This window comes from Glaciimonas sp. CA11.2 (assembly GCF_034314045.1).
GTDB lineage: Bacteria > Pseudomonadota > Gammaproteobacteria > Burkholderiales > Burkholderiaceae_D > Glaciimonas.
Map to the genome: position 1 here is coordinate 2,597,668 of NZ_JAVIWL010000001.1, position 15,752 is coordinate 2,613,419.

The 15,752-nt window shown below is 47.9% G+C and carries 18 protein-coding genes and 1 tRNA gene; 4 read left to right on the forward strand and 15 right to left on the reverse strand.

The window, feature by feature from the left end:
• Positions 1-2: 2 nt before the first annotated feature.
• From RGU75_RS11225 to RGU75_RS11235, 3 genes are read right to left on the reverse strand one after another with little or no spacing between them, the layout of a single operon-like run.
• Entirely contained in the window at positions 3-506 is a 504-nt protein-coding gene (locus tag RGU75_RS11225; RefSeq protein WP_322235896.1) for a TPM domain-containing protein, read from the reverse strand.
• A complete protein-coding gene (locus RGU75_RS11230) occupies positions 507-1,403 on the reverse strand; it encodes a TPM domain-containing protein (protein WP_322235898.1) in 897 nt (298 codons plus the stop codon). It abuts the gene before it with no gap.
• Complete coding sequence (locus RGU75_RS11235) at positions 1,403-2,002, reverse strand: LemA family protein (protein ID WP_322235900.1); 600 nt, start codon at positions 2,000-2,002, stop codon at positions 1,403-1,405. Before RGU75_RS11235 ends, RGU75_RS11230 begins: the two co-directional genes overlap by 1 nt.
• A 243-nt stretch (positions 2,003-2,245) precedes the next feature.
• Between RGU75_RS11235 and pyrF the strand changes: the two genes are divergently transcribed.
• Complete coding sequence (gene pyrF, locus RGU75_RS11240) at positions 2,246-3,073, forward strand: orotidine-5'-phosphate decarboxylase (protein ID WP_322235902.1); 828 nt, start codon at positions 2,246-2,248, stop codon at positions 3,071-3,073.
• A 158-nt stretch (positions 3,074-3,231) separates the two neighbouring features.
• Here pyrF and RGU75_RS11245 read toward each other — a convergent pair whose 3' ends face one another.
• From RGU75_RS11245 to RGU75_RS11280, 8 genes are all read right to left on the reverse strand, one after another.
• Positions 3,232-3,729, reverse strand: coding sequence for a CinA family protein (locus RGU75_RS11245; RefSeq protein ID WP_322235904.1), 498 nt, complete (start codon positions 3,727-3,729; stop codon positions 3,232-3,234).
• Between the two features lie 120 nt (positions 3,730-3,849).
• Complete coding sequence (locus RGU75_RS11250; RefSeq protein WP_416186807.1) at positions 3,850-4,407, reverse strand: phosphatidylglycerophosphatase A; 558 nt, start codon at positions 4,405-4,407, stop codon at positions 3,850-3,852.
• Positions 4,404-5,384, reverse strand: coding sequence for a thiamine-phosphate kinase (gene thiL / locus RGU75_RS11255; protein ID WP_322235909.1), 981 nt, complete (start codon positions 5,382-5,384; stop codon positions 4,404-4,406). The genes RGU75_RS11250 and thiL overlap by 4 nt, the downstream gene beginning before the upstream one ends.
• Positions 5,385-5,685: 301 nt before the next feature.
• On the reverse strand, positions 5,686-6,393 hold the full coding sequence (gene trmB, locus RGU75_RS11260) for a tRNA (guanosine(46)-N7)-methyltransferase TrmB (protein WP_322235911.1): 708 nt from the start codon (positions 6,391-6,393) through the stop codon (positions 5,686-5,688).
• 140 nt (positions 6,394-6,533) lie between these two features.
• A tRNA-Gly gene (locus RGU75_RS11265) sits at positions 6,534-6,607 on the reverse strand.
• Between the two features lie 217 nt (positions 6,608-6,824).
• Entirely contained in the window at positions 6,825-7,733 is a 909-nt protein-coding gene (locus RGU75_RS11270) for a hypothetical protein (RefSeq protein ID WP_322235914.1), read from the reverse strand.
• A gap of 182 nt (positions 7,734-7,915) precedes the next feature.
• Positions 7,916-8,686, reverse strand: coding sequence for a nuclease-related domain-containing protein (locus RGU75_RS11275; protein WP_322235916.1), 771 nt, complete (start codon positions 8,684-8,686; stop codon positions 7,916-7,918).
• A gap of 422 nt (positions 8,687-9,108) precedes the next feature.
• Positions 9,109-9,303 (reverse strand): hypothetical protein, encoded by a 195-nt coding sequence (locus tag RGU75_RS11280; protein ID WP_322235917.1) that lies wholly within the window; start codon positions 9,301-9,303, stop codon positions 9,109-9,111.
• A 261-nt stretch (positions 9,304-9,564) separates the two neighbouring features.
• Here RGU75_RS11280 and RGU75_RS11285 point away from each other — a divergent pair, with 261 nt between their 5' ends.
• Positions 9,565-10,695: a DUF3800 domain-containing protein gene (locus RGU75_RS11285; protein WP_322235919.1), complete on the forward strand. Its 1,131-nt coding sequence runs from the start codon at positions 9,565-9,567 to the stop codon at positions 10,693-10,695.
• A gap of 303 nt (positions 10,696-10,998) precedes the next feature.
• On the opposite strand, the gene RGU75_RS11290 is transcribed toward RGU75_RS11285, so the two are convergent.
• Positions 10,999-11,307: a DUF4359 domain-containing protein gene (locus tag RGU75_RS11290; protein WP_322235922.1), complete on the reverse strand. Its 309-nt coding sequence runs from the start codon at positions 11,305-11,307 to the stop codon at positions 10,999-11,001.
• A gap of 385 nt (positions 11,308-11,692) precedes the next feature.
• Here RGU75_RS11290 and RGU75_RS11295 point away from each other — a divergent pair, with 385 nt between their 5' ends.
• The gene (locus RGU75_RS11295; protein WP_322235924.1) at positions 11,693-12,316 is read left to right on the forward strand and encodes a DJ-1/PfpI family protein; all 624 of its coding nucleotides are present in this window, start codon (positions 11,693-11,695) and stop codon (positions 12,314-12,316) included.
• Between the two features lie 111 nt (positions 12,317-12,427).
• On the opposite strand, the gene RGU75_RS11300 is transcribed toward RGU75_RS11295, so the two are convergent.
• Both RGU75_RS11300 and RGU75_RS11305 read right to left on the reverse strand, forming a co-directional pair.
• A complete protein-coding gene (locus RGU75_RS11300; protein WP_322235926.1) occupies positions 12,428-13,018 on the reverse strand; it encodes a molybdopterin-dependent oxidoreductase in 591 nt (196 codons plus the stop codon).
• A gap of 291 nt (positions 13,019-13,309) precedes the next feature.
• Positions 13,310-13,891: a TMEM175 family protein gene (locus tag RGU75_RS11305; RefSeq protein WP_322235928.1), complete on the reverse strand. Its 582-nt coding sequence runs from the start codon at positions 13,889-13,891 to the stop codon at positions 13,310-13,312.
• A gap of 294 nt (positions 13,892-14,185) precedes the next feature.
• Here RGU75_RS11305 and RGU75_RS11310 point away from each other — a divergent pair, with 294 nt between their 5' ends.
• On the forward strand, positions 14,186-15,127 hold the full coding sequence (locus tag RGU75_RS11310) for a bestrophin family protein (RefSeq protein ID WP_322235930.1): 942 nt from the start codon (positions 14,186-14,188) through the stop codon (positions 15,125-15,127).
• Between the two features lie 118 nt (positions 15,128-15,245).
• Here the strand turns inward: RGU75_RS11310 and RGU75_RS11315 are convergent, their stop codons facing one another.
• Positions 15,246-15,692: a hypothetical protein gene (locus RGU75_RS11315; RefSeq protein ID WP_322235932.1), complete on the reverse strand. Its 447-nt coding sequence runs from the start codon at positions 15,690-15,692 to the stop codon at positions 15,246-15,248.
• Between the last annotated feature and the right edge of the window lie 60 nt (positions 15,693-15,752).

Sequence of the window (15,752 nt, forward strand, 5' to 3'; positions counted from 1 at the left end):
TATCAAAGCATCAAAGGTCGATCCGATAATTCATTGCGTTTTCCATCGGCATCCGGAAAGTGGTCCGTCAACAAACTATTCAGTTTTTCCAGGGCAGCAAGCGTGCTGTCATGAAAAGTGCCGTTGGCGAATTCGCGGGTCATGGTTTGACATACTGCTTGCCATTCTGCCGAAGGGATTGCCCGACCGACTGCACGGTCGGTGATGATCTCGACTTTATGGTCAGCGATGTTCACGTAGAGCAGAACGCCGATATTTTCTTCGGTATCCCACATCCGGTAATGTGAAAAAAGCTCGTGTGCGCGCTGACGGGAGGTAACACCATTTAGCACCGCTCGCAAATTCAACGAGGACTCCACGATCATCCTCGCCTCGGCGCGATGCGTGCGTTCACCTTCGGCTATTTTGGCTTGTATTTCCATCAGCGTAATTGCCGGAAATGCTTTTCGCGCAGTCCGACTAGTTGTGATGAAGTGCCGGTACAGTCGTGTCATTATTTTTTTCATTTACCAGTTCCCCGAAGCACCGCCGCCATCAAAACCACCGCCACCTCCGCCGAAGCTTCCACCGCCGCCACTACCACCAAATCCGCCGCCTCCACCGCCGCGTCCAGACTGACTTAAGAGACTGCCGATGACAACTCCAGCAGCATTTCCCCAAACATTGCTGTTGAGCGAATTACCTGAACCTGGACCGCTACCGTCGCCACCGCGTCGGCGTGAATTTAACATCATAAAAACGATGAATCCGACAAAAATCAACGGTGCCAATGCCCCAAAAATGCCGGAACCCGACTCCTGATGTTGTGGTTGCTTGCGCTCTGCTGGCGGCAACGTCTGTTGATCGAGGATAGCCGTGATCGCAGTCACACCCGCGGTCAAGCCACCGTAAAAGTCACCTTTCTGAAAGTAAGGTGCGATCACATCTTGCAGCACTCTTTTCGACTGGGCATCGGTTAGCACGCCCTGAACGCCGCGCCCCGATTCGATTCGTAAGCGACGTAAACCACTCGGGTTGTCCTTGGCGACGATCAAAATGACGCCGTCATCCACGCCTTTACGTCCCAATTTCCAGGCGTCGGCCACGCGGATGCTGTAGTCTTCGATGGCTTCTGGCGCGGTGGTGCTCATCAGTAATACCGCGATTTGGCTGCCGGTGCGGGTCTCGTATGCGCTTAATACCGACTCCAGCGTATCGCGCTGTTGCGGCTGCAACAACCCAATCTGATCAGTGACATGCGCCTGTAAGGGCGGAACTGCCACCAATTTTTCTGCTTGCGCGAGGGCTGGCGTTCCCACGATGGTAAGAAGTGCCAGCCAAAGTGCGACGACGACAGCATGACAAACATGCGCCCTCGGCGCTTTAACGCGGTGAGAGTTAGCCGATGTCGCCGTTGATACCATTATTTTTTCCCACCGAAATCAACATCGGGTGAAGTCGAAATCGCTTTTTCGTTATCCACGGTGAATGACGGTTTAACCGCATAACCCATCGCTTTTGCAGTTAGATTGGTCGGGAAGCTACGCGCCAGCACGTTGTAATCCTGCACGGCTACGATGTAGCGATTACGCGCGACTTTGATCCGGTTTTCTACGCCCTCCAGCTGCGATTGTGCATCCCGATACAGACCATCTGCTTTGAGTTGCGGATAGTTTTCCGACACCGCCATCAAGCGTGATAAGGCCGAGGACAATTGTCCTTGAACCTGTTGAAATTTCGCCAAAGCGGCCGGATCGTTGAGTACTTCTGGCGTTATCTGAAAGCTGGTGGCCGCCGAGCGCGCCTTAGTGACGGCTTCGAAGGTTGCTTCTTCATGCGTCGCATACGCCTTCACAATTTGTGCAATTTTAGGCACCAGATCAGCCCGGCCCTGATATTGATTCACCACTTCGCCCCAAGCAGCTTTGACAGCCTCATCTTTGGTCTGGAAATCGTTATAGCCACACGCGCTTAATAAAGAGACGGCTACCACGATGGCCAGCCATTTAACGGATTTTTGCATGTTTCTTCCTTAACATTTGGACAGGCCAGATGGCCTTAGTTGAACGGTAGCAAACTATTGGTGTCGGCTCAAGAGCTAAATAGTGGACTAATTCTTAACAAGGGTACCGTTCAAGAGTGATATTGGCATCAATATCGCAGATCGCAAAATGGTCAGCGTAATTATCCAGTTAAGGCTCTAAGAAACCGCTATGACGATGGCAACAAGTTACAATGGCGACATTCGCATTATTAGGGCTTCATCGTGTCTTTCATTGATAAATTATCCGCCGCCTGGGCTGTCAACAATTCGCTCCTTTGTGTAGGGCTTGATCCGGATATTACTAAATTTCCGCCCCATTTGCACAATCAGCCGGACGCGATTTTCACCTTCTGCAAGGCAATCATCGACGCTACCGCTGATACGGCATGCGCGTTTAAACCGCAAATCGCCTATTTCTCAGCATTGCGAGCCGAAGATCAACTCGAAGCGATTTGCGACTATATACGCAGCGTCTATCCCACTATTCCTATCGTGCTCGACGCCAAGCGCGGTGACATCGGCGCGACCGCCGAGCAATACGCCCGTGAAGCCTACGAGCGATATGGTGCGCATGCCGTGACAATGAGTCCGTATATGGGCTGGGATTCAGTTGCGCCCTATCTGGAATGGAAAGATCGCGGCGCTATCATTTTGTGCCGCACATCCAATCCAGGTGGTTCCGACCTGCAATTTATGAATGTCGAGGGCAAGCCGTTGTATCAGCACGTCGCCCGACTTGTTGCTGATAAATGGAATACTAATGGGCAATGCGGTCTGGTCGTTGGCGCAACATTCCCTGAAGAACTGGCGCAAGTGCGTAATATCATCGGCGACATGCCTTTGCTCGTACCGGGAGTCGGTGCCCAGGGCGGCGATATTCAGGCGACTGTGAACGCGGGCAAGACAGCAAATGGCAACGGCATGATGATCAATTCATCACGCGCTATTTTGTACGCAAAAGTGGACGAAGCCGCGGGAGAAGATTTTGCGAGAGCCGCACGACGCGTCGCATTGGAAACGCGTGATGCGATTAATCGCTTTCGTGCCTGAGCAGAGATTAAGTCAATAGAAAGCGATAAGGAGCAGGTTTCTCACTGAGTTTCACCTAACTTTCACCACCCAATATTGATTTCGGATGAATCAATGCAGTTTAGTAAAGGTTAGGAAAACTTAGTGTAAGTCTCGCTCCGCTTTGCCAAAAACCCTTGTTATTTCAAAAATCGCAACAATCCTTGTAGCGAATGGGCGATCGTTTGCTCGCGTATGGCATGTCGATCACCATGGAAAATCAATCGTTCAGTATGTGTTTGGTGTCCGGTCGTCCAGCCAAAGCAGATCGTGCCGACTGGTTTGCCAGGCACAGCGCCGCCGGGACCGGCGATACCGGTCGTTGACAGCGCAACATCCGCGCCGCTATTGGCAAGGGCGCTCTCGGCCATTGCGCCGGCGATTTCTTCGCTGACAGCGCCATGTTGTGCAAGCAGCGCTTCTGAAATATCCAGCAATTCCGTCTTGGATGCGTTCGAATAAGTGACGAAACCGCAATCAAACCATTCCGACGAACCCGCAATATCAGTGATGGCTTGCGAGACGCCACCACCGGTGCAGGATTCGGCTGTTGCCAATAACCATCTTTTGGCTTTCAACGCCCGACCCACTTCTGTAGCGAGGTCAACTAGTTGATCAGTTTCGACGTTGGTTTCCATTCTTTTGCTCCTGTTTGTGGTTCAGATCAATCAATACATACTGCCACTTGTCGCGCTCAGATGCAATCGGCGCAACGTAGAAATGCCATCGATTAAGCTTAAACAACTTTTACAAGGCGCTCAATAAACGCGCCATAAAGCAAATACCAGCAACGTGTAAAACGCAGCCAGAATATCATCCCACATGACACCTAATCCGCCTTTCATGTGGCGGTCAAAATACCCAATCGGCGGCGGTTTGACCATATCAAAAAAGCGAAACACAATAAACGCCCAAAACTGTGTCCACAATGGCGCGGGAGTAATCACAACCAACACCAGCCAAAAGGCAATAATCTCATCCCAGACCATGCTGCCATGATCGGCAACACCCAGATCGCGCCCGGTGCGTTGGCAGGTCCAGATACCAACGATGAACCCCGCAGCAATAATGACCAGCCAGTTCAACTGCGTAAAGTAATGGGGCCACCGTACCGACAACACCAAAAATGACAGCCATGCAAACAAGGTACCAAAAGTACCCGGCATGATCGGCGACAACCCACTTCCAAAACCTTGAGCGATCACATGAGCAGGATGTGACAGCATAAAACGGCCTGTGGCTTTTACCTTACCCCTGGAATTAATAGGCTTTTGAGATGGCGTCTGCGTTGGCGTTAATGATGGTATTGGATTCATGTTGTGCGAAAGTGATCAAAAGAAGTCAGTTGTAAATCAAGCGGCAAGCCATGTGAATCGATAAAACGTAGTCCCGGCAGGTCATCGATACAACCAATCCGTATCACCTCGGTACCGGTTGCCGTTCCTGCGTTCAGAACTGCGTCGCGTTTTGCCGCCGGTGCAGTAAAACATAACTCATAATCGTCGCCGCCAGCGAGCGTAAATTGACGCTGCAAAGCCTGGGTTTGTCGCCGCAGAACAGGTCCCGATGGCAGACAATCCACCGCCAACGTCGCGCCCACGCCAGAGCGCTCCAATATGTGGCCGAGATCACCCGCCAAACCATCGGAAATATCAATCGCGGCATGCGCAATTCCCCGCAAAGCGATACCCAGTGCCACACGTGGTGTCGGTTGATGCATGCGCGTCGCAGCGCGGGCATGTTCATCGTCACTCATAACGATTTGATCGGTGAACTCACAGCGATAACCCGCCAGCGCCAATCGCGCATCGCCCAGCGTGCCAGACACCCAAACATCATCACCAACCCGCGCCGCATCACGCCGCAGCGCCTGTCCGGGCAAGGTCTCACCGAAGATCGTGATGCAGATATTGAGCGGACCTTTAGTCGTATCACCACCAATCAACTCACAATCATGTGCATCCGCAAGCGCCAACAATCCGGCCGCAAATGGCGCTAACCATTCTGCACGCGCCTCCGGCAAAGCCAATGCTAACGTAAAGCCAAGTGGCCGGGCACCCATCGCCGCAAGGTCGGACAAATTCACTGCCAATGATTTATGACCCAACGAATACGGATCGACATCAGCAAAAAAATGCCGACCAGCAACTAACATATCCGATGACACAGCCAACTGCATGCCAGCCGTCGGCATCAGCAATGCGCAGTCATCGCCCACGCCAAGCGCAATCTGCCCGTCGGCACGTGGTGCACGGGTGAAATATTGAGAGATAAGGTCGAATTCTGAAAGCATGTCAGGATTGTACCGAATGGCACTATGGAAACACTAGGCATTCTGATCAGTAGCTTGGAAAAGGCGTTCGACTGAGACATTTTTGCAGCCATCGCCACAGCGATGGCAAAGGGAAATGGGCAAAATTGTTTTTTAGAAAACTACCAGGGCAAACAAAAAGCGATGGTCGACGTCAAAAGTGAGAGTCAAATCCGAGTGACTAAATGAAAGAAATCAGCAGAGCAACCAGCGTTGCTCAATGCTTAAAAGGCTTAAAAGGCTTAAATGGCTTAAAACCGACAAAAGCACCCCGTAAATTGCGTTAAATTTTGACGAACACCACATCCCACACGCCATGTCCAAGCTTGATGCCGCGGTTTTCAAACTTGGTGATCGGACGATAATCCGGACGCGGCGCATAACCTTCAGCCGTATTCTTCAGCGTCGGTTCAGCACTCAACACCTCCAGAATTTGCTCTGCGTACTCCTCCCAATCAGTAGCGCAATGCAAATAACCACCCGGCGCAATCCGCGATGCCAGCAAACTCACTAACGGGCCTTGCAGCAAACGCCGTTTGTTATGCCGCGCCTTGTGCCACGGATCTGGGAAAAACACATGCGCGCCAGCCAATGAATCAGGCGCAATCATATGCGTCAACACCTCCACCGCGTCATGCTGAATAATCCGTTGATTCGACAGCGATTGTTCGCCAATCAGCTTCAATAAACTACCTACGCCCGGCGTATGTACCTCAACGCCGATAAAGTTTTTCTCAGGCATACCCGCCGAAATCTTGGCGCTGGTTTCACCCATCCCAAAGCCAATCTCAAAAATCGTCGGCGCAGAGCGCTCAAACGTCTTATCCAGATCAAGCACGTTTTTTTCATAAGGCACACAAAACCGCGGCCCCAACTCCTCAATAGCCCGCCCTTGCGCAATCGACAACCGCCCCGCACGCGTCACAAAACTACGAATCCGACGCTCCGTAGGATCATAAAAAAGAGGTTTTCTGGGTTGATTTTCTGACATGCGAGATGGAAAGCTAATTAAAGTGAAAAGGAGCGCGGACGACGCAGCGTCAGATTCAGGTTGAAAAGGCCCTGATGCAAGCCAAAACAACCGTATCCGCAATAAAAAACGGCACCTAAGAACAGGTGCCAGTCGTAACCTGGAGCGGATGGAGGGGATCGAACCCTCGTCTAGAGCTTGGGAAGCTCTCGTTCTACCATTGAACTACACCCGCGATATGCGCATTTTACGCGGATTTTAGCGGTGTTTGTGAAATTGACTAGTGGGCGGTGTGATCGAGAATGTGATGGTTGACTTATCCGGAGTGTGATCGTATTTATTGGTGGATTACCGGTTGTTCATATTAAAGTAAACTTTTAAGAACTTATAAAAAGTACAAGAGCGGTTTCTCTTTGCCGGGTAAACGATGTGTGGAGGACATCAACGCATTGTTATATGTTGGGGTAGAGAAGGTTTTCATATATCACTGGAAGTAAAGCGAATTCACCCCACCCGAGGTTTTCTATGCATAATCCGACGCCATTATTGGTTACAGATCCATACATTAAGACGACTCTGTTTTTTGAGTTCTGGTTAATACCTTTTTCGGTTTGTTTTTCATCTGCCAGTTTTAGATAAAAATCAGGAACGCCAGCATGCTTGTATCGAAGTTCTGTCATGCGGATATTCTTTGGTGTTTTCCCCGCATTAAAAGAACTAGTGATCCTTCCGTAATATATTCGAGGAATATCATCTACTTTAGTTACAAACTCAATGTTAAGAAGTAAATCTTGTAGTTGGATCGCATTATTGCTGTTGGGTAAATAAAAATATCGATTGATATTTTCATCAAATTTATTGCAAATACCACGTATTGTTTTGAATTTGCTTGGGAGTTTAAAAGAGTCGCCTCGATGCCTGCCAATAGAGACATTAACAACAGGGCCATTGAGTTCTTCAATGGGCGTTGCATCATAATCGGTTGCACTCCGATCTGGGGGGATGGGCTTTTCTTTTATGAAACCTTCCACAATTACCAATTCTTTATTTTGTATTGCTTTTCTCGCCTCTTCCTCGGTCGCATATTTTTTGCCATCTACTTTTTTTGTGCGCAGTCCGCAATCTGTGTCAATGCTGCTACTGTGCGCAAAGTAGGCTTTCCTACCATTTGCTGCGAAATCCTTATTTTTGGGCGATCGAAATAAGTTGGCGCTACATTCTGGGCAAAAAATGTGCCCTTTCATGTGCGGTGCATATTCATTAATAAGGATTTTTTCTGCAGTGTTGCGTAAGCTCAGTTTTTCGTCAGTTTCAAAAGACCAGCCATTGAGATGAAGTGAGAATTTTATTCTGTTGTCCATATTTCATCCTTTATTAGTACGACATCGCGTAATTGAAACAACGTTCACTGTCTGGTTTTATCTTTTGGAACACTCTGCGTAAAGTTATGCAAAGCCAGTTAATTATTTGGTTAAGGAGCGTGTATTTATAGTCTATATGCGTGCTAATGTGCTTTCTATTCACAGTGATCGGCGATTATTATTTAATTTGTTGTGTACCGACAGGCAGGAAATTTGGTGCATCCCTTGAACTGCGATCCGGTATTCACACCGGATTTGACCGTCCGTAAGATTAACGCGCTCCCGCATTTCGGGCATGCGTTGCTGTTGGCCTTTTCAGTGACAATCGATTTCACATGTTTGACATGCTCACGGCTGGTCTTAAACGATGCAGATTTTCTGCCGCTTCGAATACGTTCGATAGCGTCTGCCACCTGACGGGTATCTAGTACTTGCTGATTCACGGATTTAATGAACTTGATATAGCCACCGGCTTGGGTGACATTCTCCGGCATCGGCGTTTTAAAGGTACTGTCCCCAACAAACACGATGACCGAGTGAATCAAAGAACTATCGAGTTCCAGAAGCGTTTCGAGCGCTTTGACGTGCTTGTAATTTTGATGCAAAGGATTTTGGAATTTTGCGGTGTGCTTATAAATCTTCTGCGTCCACGTTTTTTGCTTGGCATCGCCAAAAATCCAGCCCTTCATGTTTTTCGTTTCAATCACAAAGATACCAAACCTTGACACGATAATGTGATCAATCTGGGTAGTGCCGTCCTCAACGGGCAAGGTCACGTTCTTGATGAGATGGTAGTCCTCACGGTTCAAAAAATATTTCGCCGAGATATTGACGATGGCCTCCCCCATCACGCCCTTGAACCAAGGAGATTTGACTACCGCAGCGACAAGAAGCAGTGGGATCAAATACCAAAAACTATAAAAAACTTGGCCGAGTATAGGAGTGAAGTCCATTTTTTTATTTGTATAGCGTCGAACAGATGCGTCTTGAGTTGTGCATACGACGCAATCAGTTGAGAATTCGGGTGATCGTTGATTTTACTGCAAGAACGGTTGGATAGTGTTGCTCTTTTAATCACTTAGGATCAACTGATGCTTTTCAACCCCGTGCAAGTTCTTGCAACCCCTTCCCCATTCACGCATTCCACCAAGCACGATGCATCCCCGCACGAGCTGATTAGCAGACATCTCAATGGTGATTGGCGCTTTAAATTTTACGGAAAACAGAATTGTCGTATTTGTATACTGATAAACGGCGGCTGTTATCCGTGACGACGGTAACTCATACCAAGTTGTACGAGATGCATCTGAGATTCCAGACAACTATCTATTCTTTTTTTTAATCAATAGACGGCAACAGTTGTCCCGAAAAAGCTTTACCTAACATCCTGTTGCAATTGTTCGACCAGTTCTTCGACCAAATAGCGGCGGTGGGGTGGCAATTCTTGGATTTTAACTGCGAGATTAATCACGTCTTGTGGTGGCTTGCTCACACTTTTCGAGACTCCTTCTTTCACCACCTGAATTAATTTCGCTGGCGATGCACCGTAATGCAACCAATGTTCATCCACCTTCAGCCATTTCCTAAGAGTGGGCGATCAAGTCGAGTGAGTTTGGTACGACGATGCGATTCAGTGGCGTGCAATATACGATGCTGCGATTTTGAAATATACTGCATTACCGTTAATGACAGCGCTGCTGCGAACATTGGAGAACCGGCTTTTGGCAAGCCTCATAGTGCTTCAAGGGGCTGCGCTGGGCATCGCCGCTGCTCAAAGGCCTCGACTTGAGGTGCGGGTCGCACTGAAATACACAGAACAGAAAATTTTTCCATGCCGATCACCATTGATGTCAACAACTTCCGCAAAAACGTACTGAAGCAACTTCGTGGAGCCAATGATAAGTTCGTCATCTACTACGATGAGATCAACAATATTCGTAAGCTGCACCTAAAAAAGGATGGACCCAACGACAAAAGTATGAAGAATTTTGTCCTTGGGGGTATTGCTCATCGGGCGCTGACATCGCTCACGGGAGAGGCTGAGCTTCGTTCAGCTCTTCGAATTCAAGAATCGGCAGTCGAATTCAAGTTTGAACATATTGCCAAAGGCGACTATATGGACGTCTTGAATTCGGGCAAGCTCACTATCATCTTTAATTATCTTCTGAAGAGTCATATCTATATCCACTACACCAATCTAAACATTGTGTACTGGTCGCTGGTCGATATCATCGAATCGCTGCTCACTGAGAAAAGATTGATGAGCTTCGCGGCTTACCATAGGGAAATCAAGAACGAATTTTATGCTATCGTGACCAAGGATATATTGGGATTTCTCGACATATTGGGCAGCTATGGCTACCCGAACATTGATCGGCAAAAGACCGGCGATTTCGCAAGCGCGGTTCTCGAGCTTTTGAACACCCACGCTCCCGCTCCTCGGACCGTTTTCGACGGCATGCTTAAATCCTTGTTGACAGAGGCTGCTAAACTCGACGAACTGGCCTTCTTGGTCAATCACCGCGAGAATATACTTATAGACAGCTTGCACGACTACTTTGTGAGGCCGATGTATATCTTTAAAAAATCCACTCACATCTTTGATGAAGAGCTGACTGTTCAGCAAAGCCTCAGAAAATTCAAGTTCATGAACGGACCCAAAGAGATTTCCTTTTCTTTTAGAGATTCTAAAACGACTTTCGGTATCCAGCTATCCGACGTGGTGTGCGGCTTGCTCGGCAAGCACTTCAATTTCATTGAGGAGCACTCGATGAGTGATCTGCTACAAAAGAAGGCAAGCTTCAACGATACCCAACAGACTAATCTGAATCTTTTAGCCAAGTTGATCAACGTGTCGGATACGATCAGCAATGGCTTCGTTTATCGCACGGCACCGCTGGACAGCGATTTCAAACATGAGAGTTTCACCTTTAATCACTCGTGCCCGCCTTATCTTAATTGAGAGTCTTCTCTTCTCGTTTTGATCAAACAGGTTGGGTTGTTAACCGTATATGATTTTATGCGCCATCAACAAACATACCTCCATCATGCGAACCGAGAAGATATGCCGCTTTACCGGCAAGCATGACCTTGTTCCATTAAGTTCGTTAGTCATTGCCCTAGAAAGGAAGTCAGTTCTTTTTTTGTCGATGGGCTGAATGCCCTCAGATCATCGTCGTAAATTCTGCGATTACCGAAGCAGGTTGATACGAGCTGTTGATCTGAAGCGGTGTATTGTCAGAATGTGCAGCCGTCAAAGTGAGCATCATCTTTTTAGTGGTTTTGATATCTGAAAGAAGTTACCAAGGATGCCTAAAAATTTTAGATGTTGATTTCCCAGATTTGAGTCGTAAGTGCTAAACAGAATGTAATTATTTCTCACGGTGCTGCTAGTTATGAGACTGCGAGCCAACCCTCCAAATAACGTTCCCAGTGTTCGAGCTACGTCATCCTTTGTATTGGCTTCCTGAGTGATTGTTTGATGAATGTGTTGCTCGTAGCTGTCTAGTTTTGGATTTGTAAATGCCAACAACCCTACAATCGCTAGCACTACGATGGTTGATGATAGTTTCATTATTTGCACCTGGAATTATAAATTACGGCAATAGTTGCATATCTGGTCGAAAAGTTAGTAGCTTTCTGAGTTCACGATTACATCCGCATATAAATTACACTAGGGTGCACCGCTTCAGACTTCAACTTGCTGGTGATGCCTCTTCTTCGCTTAAGCCGAGGTAACGGAGTCTACACGTCGGTTTAGAAATAGGAAATATGATCTCGCTATTGACTTTGTTGTCGCCTATATAAATTACAGGCCGCGCCGTTCCTAAACCTCCGACCCATCCCGATCAGAATTTGGCATCCAGTGACGCCAAAGCTCTTGAACCTGTTATTCTAGACAAGGAAGTCACGATCAAAATAGCCACCAACAAACGCATTTTTAAACCTAAAGCCCAACCATGCACATCGCTATTTTGACCTTCGATGGATTCAATGAATTAGATTCATTAATCGCCTATGGAATGCTTAGCCGGATTTCATTATTGGGAGATGCCAATTGGAAGGTGAGTATTGCCAGTCCCACCGCACGGGTAACTTCAATGAACGGGCTAACAATTGACGCTCACATTGATCTGAAAGAAGCAAATTCTGCCGATGCGGTATTGATAGGCAGCGGGATGAAGACGCGGGAAGTGGCTGGTGATAACTCCATACTCAGCCAAATACAACTCGATCCGGGACGTCAGCTTATAGCGGCACAATGCTCTGGAACGTTTTTGTTGGCGAAGCTTGGCTTATTAGGCAAAACACCTGCATGCACGGATACAACCAGTAAGCCATGGGTGCAAGCTGCTGGAATAAATATCTTGAACCAGGCATTTTTTGCGCACGGTAATGTGGCAACTGCTGGCGGATGTTTCTCGGCGCAATACATTTCTGCGTGGATGATAGCGCGGCTAAAAGGAATGGCAGAGGCGAAAGAGGTGCTGCATTATTTTGCGCCTGTGGGAGAAAAAGAAGAATATGTTGCTCGCGCACTTTTTCATGTCGATGAACACTTCCAGGAACATTCACTTACATAACAAACTTTGAAGGTGCCATGCCTGCAACTGGCTATATGGAAGAGTGCGATCTTTTGTCGGCCCAGCGCCAAGGGGAAAGTTTGGGATGGGCACCGATAGTACATTAACCTTCTAGGCAATACTCAATTCAATGTGATATAGCGCCCAAGGGCACAAGGGAAAACGCGCTGATAGCGGTCGCGCCATCATGTCGGGGAAGCTATTTGGCGCGTACACGGCCCACAAAGGCCCCAATCCTCCCAAGGGAATCGGCTGTCCATCCAGATGCGTAGCAACGATAAAGCGGTATTTTCGTATATCGGACAGTGCGACCTGCACTACATAACCATCGACCGCACGTAATTTGACCGCTGTATTTCCGGGCAATGCTTTGTCGGCCGCAGCCGCGATAACATCGGTTAGCAGTGGCCCACGCAACGCATGCGGTTTGGCGTCGTATTCCAGAGTGGGATTTATGTCAACAGCAGGTAAAGAAGTCAGGGTTGCGAAATTGAAAACATATGCCTTGTCAAACTGTATGTTTTGCTTATGCATCATTTGATCCAACGCCGGATCTAACGCGCCGCGATTACCTTTGCCGATTGCACCGCTGATCGTTAATAGTGTTGGGCCGGTTTCTTTAATCGATTCTGTTCGTTTTTTTGCGAAAGCCGGGATGGTGGTAGCGCTCAGTGCGGCTAACAGAAATTTTCTTTTTTTCATGCTGATCTTTCGATAAATTGATCGGTGGCGGTTGTTAATGATTAGTTTTAAATCGCACGTGGGATGGGCGCACTTAACGACGATTTGTGGTGGTTTTTGATCTTGAAATAGTGACGATTATTGATCCCTAAAATTAAACCAAATCGAGAATCTATAGGCTTTATCCTATGCTTTGAAGGCAAATAATCATCACCACCACTTCAAATTTTTAGTCATTTTTCAATCGTTTCAAGCCCATTGTTCCGAATTCATGAGGCTTCGATAGAAAAGATACCTCGACATTGATCGTTTTTACATCCCTTTTTCAATTGCTTTTTCAATTCGCCGATCAGGGATTAACCACATGATTGCGACCAAAACATACAACGCCAGCGCGACCCATCGATTGACAAAAGAGAGTGGGATGGCGATGGCATAACCGACTACTGACAGCTTACCTTTCGTGTCGCTGCCTATGGCTTTGGATAGCGGCGAATCTTTTCCATGAAGCTTGATCAGACTACGACTGAGGATGTAATAAGCAATGCCAGCCATCAACAAAACCATGCCATATAGCGCAGTTGGTACTTCGGAAAAGTGGTTTTCGCCCATCCAGCCGGTGGCGAACGGGATGAGCGAGAGCCAGAACAGAAGATGCAAATTCGCCCAAAGAACAGGGCCGTTGATCTTCTGTACCGCGTGCAGCATATGGTGGTGATTATTCCAATAGATGCCGGTGTAGACAAAACTGAGGATGTAACTGAAGAAGACCGGGTAGATCAGCCGCAGTGATGCGAGATCGTCACCGTGTGGCACTTTCATCTCAAGCACCATGATGGTGATGATGATGGCGATCACACCGTCGCTAAATGCTTCCAGGCGATTTTTGCCCATTCCGCGTTTCCTTTGCAAGTTTATAAGCACCTGATGAAAGATATTAACCCATTGCAGTGATGAGAATAATTTGATACAACGCGTTGAAAACTGCTCGTTGCAACTACCAGCATTGCTAGTAATAATCCAAGTAACGCAGCTAGCAACTAAGCCATTAACTAAGCCATTAACTAAGCTATCAACCGAGCCAATAAGTCCAGCACATTTCTTATGCGATCTGAGAGATTGACGCGTTGTCGGCATTGTCACTATAATCACTCACATATTAGTGAAATTTAAAAATAGAGATTCCAAATGATTATCAGAGATCGTCCGTCCGGGTTCAGGCTGTTTTTATTGCTCCGAGGATCGGTGATGCCGAGGATTCTGCCGTCGCTGATCGTCAACACGTTGGTGGCCACTGCGGTGACGCTGACGCATGGCGATTTGTTTGATCTTAAAATCACACTGACGACGATTCCGTTTACGTTGATCGGACTGCCGATAGCGATTTTTTTGGGATTTCGTAACAATGCAGCTTATGACCGATTTTGGGAAGGGCGCAAATTATGGGGTGAACTGGTCCATAGAAGCCGGAGCTTCTCGCGTCAGTGTCAAAGCCTGATTTCCTATTCGGAACCTGCGGTCGCCAGTCTTGGCCTGGCGGATACGCGCGTGCGCATGATCTACCGTGCAATCGCTTTCGCGCACGCTTTGCGCCATCATCTGCGTGACTGCAATGTTGATACGGAGCTGAAAAGCTTGCTCCTTGAATCTGAATGGCAGCAGATAGACAAGTCGTCAAACAAACCAGATTTCCTCATGATGAGAATGGGGCTGGATCTGCAGCGGTGCATCAAAGAGGGACGAATTGAGCCATGCCTCGCTGGCCAGATAGATGCCAGCTTGTCTTCGATGACGGCCGCAGCTGCGTCTTGCGAGCGCATAAAAAGCACGCCGATTCCATTTTCTTACACACTGTTATTGCATCGAACGGCTTATATCTACTGCTTTCTTTTACCGTTTGGATTGGTCGATTCGATTGGATTTATGACACCGTTTGTGGTCGCCATTGTAGCCTACACATTTTTCGGTCTGGACGCGTTGGGCGATGAGATAGAAGAACCATTTGGCATGGAATCGAATGATCTGCCACTGGATGCAATTTGCCGAACAATCGAAATTAATTTGCGTGAATCGCTAGCAGATAAAAACATTCCACCGCCGCTGGAAGTGGTCAATTATTGCCTGACTTAATTCATAAAAAATCTTAATCTTCGCTGCGACAATCGTGTATCAATAGTGCTATGGCTTGCTGACATATAAAGCTTTGCAGATGAGGTTAATGCAAACTGAATAACATTCGATATGAAGGCTATTGCTGTTGCAGGCGCAGCCACAGTTGACGTTGGAGTTGACCTTGCAGGCGCAGCCACAGTTGACGTTGTAGTTGACCTTGCAGGCGCAGCCACAGTTGACGTTGTAGTTGACCTTGCAGGCGCAGCCACAGTTGACGTTGCCTTTGATCTTGCAGGCGCAGCCACAGTTGACGTTGCTCTTGACCTTGCAGGCGCAGCCACAGTTGACGTTGCCTTTGATCTTGCAGGCGCAGCCACAGTTGACGTTGCTCTTGACCTTGCAGGCGCAGCCACAGTTGACGTTGCAGTTGATCTTGCAGGCGCAGCCACAGTTGACGTTGCTTTTGACCTTGCAGGCGCAGCCACAGTTGACGTTGTAGTTGCTTTTGAAGTGGCACTCGACCTACCCCGACATTGGCGCTGCCAAGTGTTTTAGTCATCAGGCGGAAATTGTGGGGAAACATGTTTGAGCGAAGCGAGTTCGTTTCTCCACCCGACTGATGGCTAAAACGCTTGGGGCCCCG

Excerpts from the sequence above, each read along its gene's own strand:
- RGU75_RS11295 (WP_322235924.1), top strand. The coding sequence starts at position 11,693 with ATGCACATCGCTATTTTGACCTTCGATGGATTCAATGAATTAGATTCA.
- RGU75_RS11305 (WP_322235928.1), bottom strand. The coding sequence starts at position 13,891 with ATGGGCAAAAATCGCCTGGAAGCATTTAGCGACGGTGTGATCGCCATC.
- RGU75_RS11275 (WP_322235916.1), bottom strand. The coding sequence starts at position 8,686 with ATGGACTTCACTCCTATACTCGGCCAAGTTTTTTATAGTTTTTGGTAT.
- RGU75_RS11310 (WP_322235930.1), top strand. The coding sequence starts at position 14,186 with ATGATTATCAGAGATCGTCCGTCCGGGTTCAGGCTGTTTTTATTGCTC.
- trmB (WP_322235911.1), bottom strand. The coding sequence starts at position 6,393 with ATGTCAGAAAATCAACCCAGAAAACCTCTTTTTTATGATCCTACGGAG.
- RGU75_RS11290 (WP_322235922.1), bottom strand. The coding sequence starts at position 11,307 with ATGAAACTATCATCAACCATCGTAGTGCTAGCGATTGTAGGGTTGTTG.
- thiL (WP_322235909.1), bottom strand. The coding sequence starts at position 5,384 with ATGCTTTCAGAATTCGACCTTATCTCTCAATATTTCACCCGTGCACCA.
- RGU75_RS11230 (WP_322235898.1), bottom strand. The coding sequence starts at position 1,403 with ATGGTATCAACGGCGACATCGGCTAACTCTCACCGCGTTAAAGCGCCG.
- RGU75_RS11235 (WP_322235900.1), bottom strand. The coding sequence starts at position 2,002 with ATGCAAAAATCCGTTAAATGGCTGGCCATCGTGGTAGCCGTCTCTTTA.
- RGU75_RS11300 (WP_322235926.1), bottom strand. The coding sequence starts at position 13,018 with ATGAAAAAAAGAAAATTTCTGTTAGCCGCACTGAGCGCTACCACCATC.
- RGU75_RS11250 (WP_416186807.1), bottom strand. The coding sequence starts at position 4,407 with ATGAATCCAATACCATCATTAACGCCAACGCAGACGCCATCTCAAAAG.
- RGU75_RS11315 (WP_322235932.1), bottom strand. The coding sequence starts at position 15,692 with ATGTTTCCCCACAATTTCCGCCTGATGACTAAAACACTTGGCAGCGCC.
- RGU75_RS11225 (WP_322235896.1), bottom strand. The coding sequence starts at position 506 with ATGAAAAAAATAATGACACGACTGTACCGGCACTTCATCACAACTAGT.
- RGU75_RS11270 (WP_322235914.1), bottom strand. The coding sequence starts at position 7,733 with ATGGACAACAGAATAAAATTCTCACTTCATCTCAATGGCTGGTCTTTT.
- RGU75_RS11245 (WP_322235904.1), bottom strand. The coding sequence starts at position 3,729 with ATGGAAACCAACGTCGAAACTGATCAACTAGTTGACCTCGCTACAGAA.
- RGU75_RS11285 (WP_322235919.1), top strand. The coding sequence starts at position 9,565 with ATGCCGATCACCATTGATGTCAACAACTTCCGCAAAAACGTACTGAAG.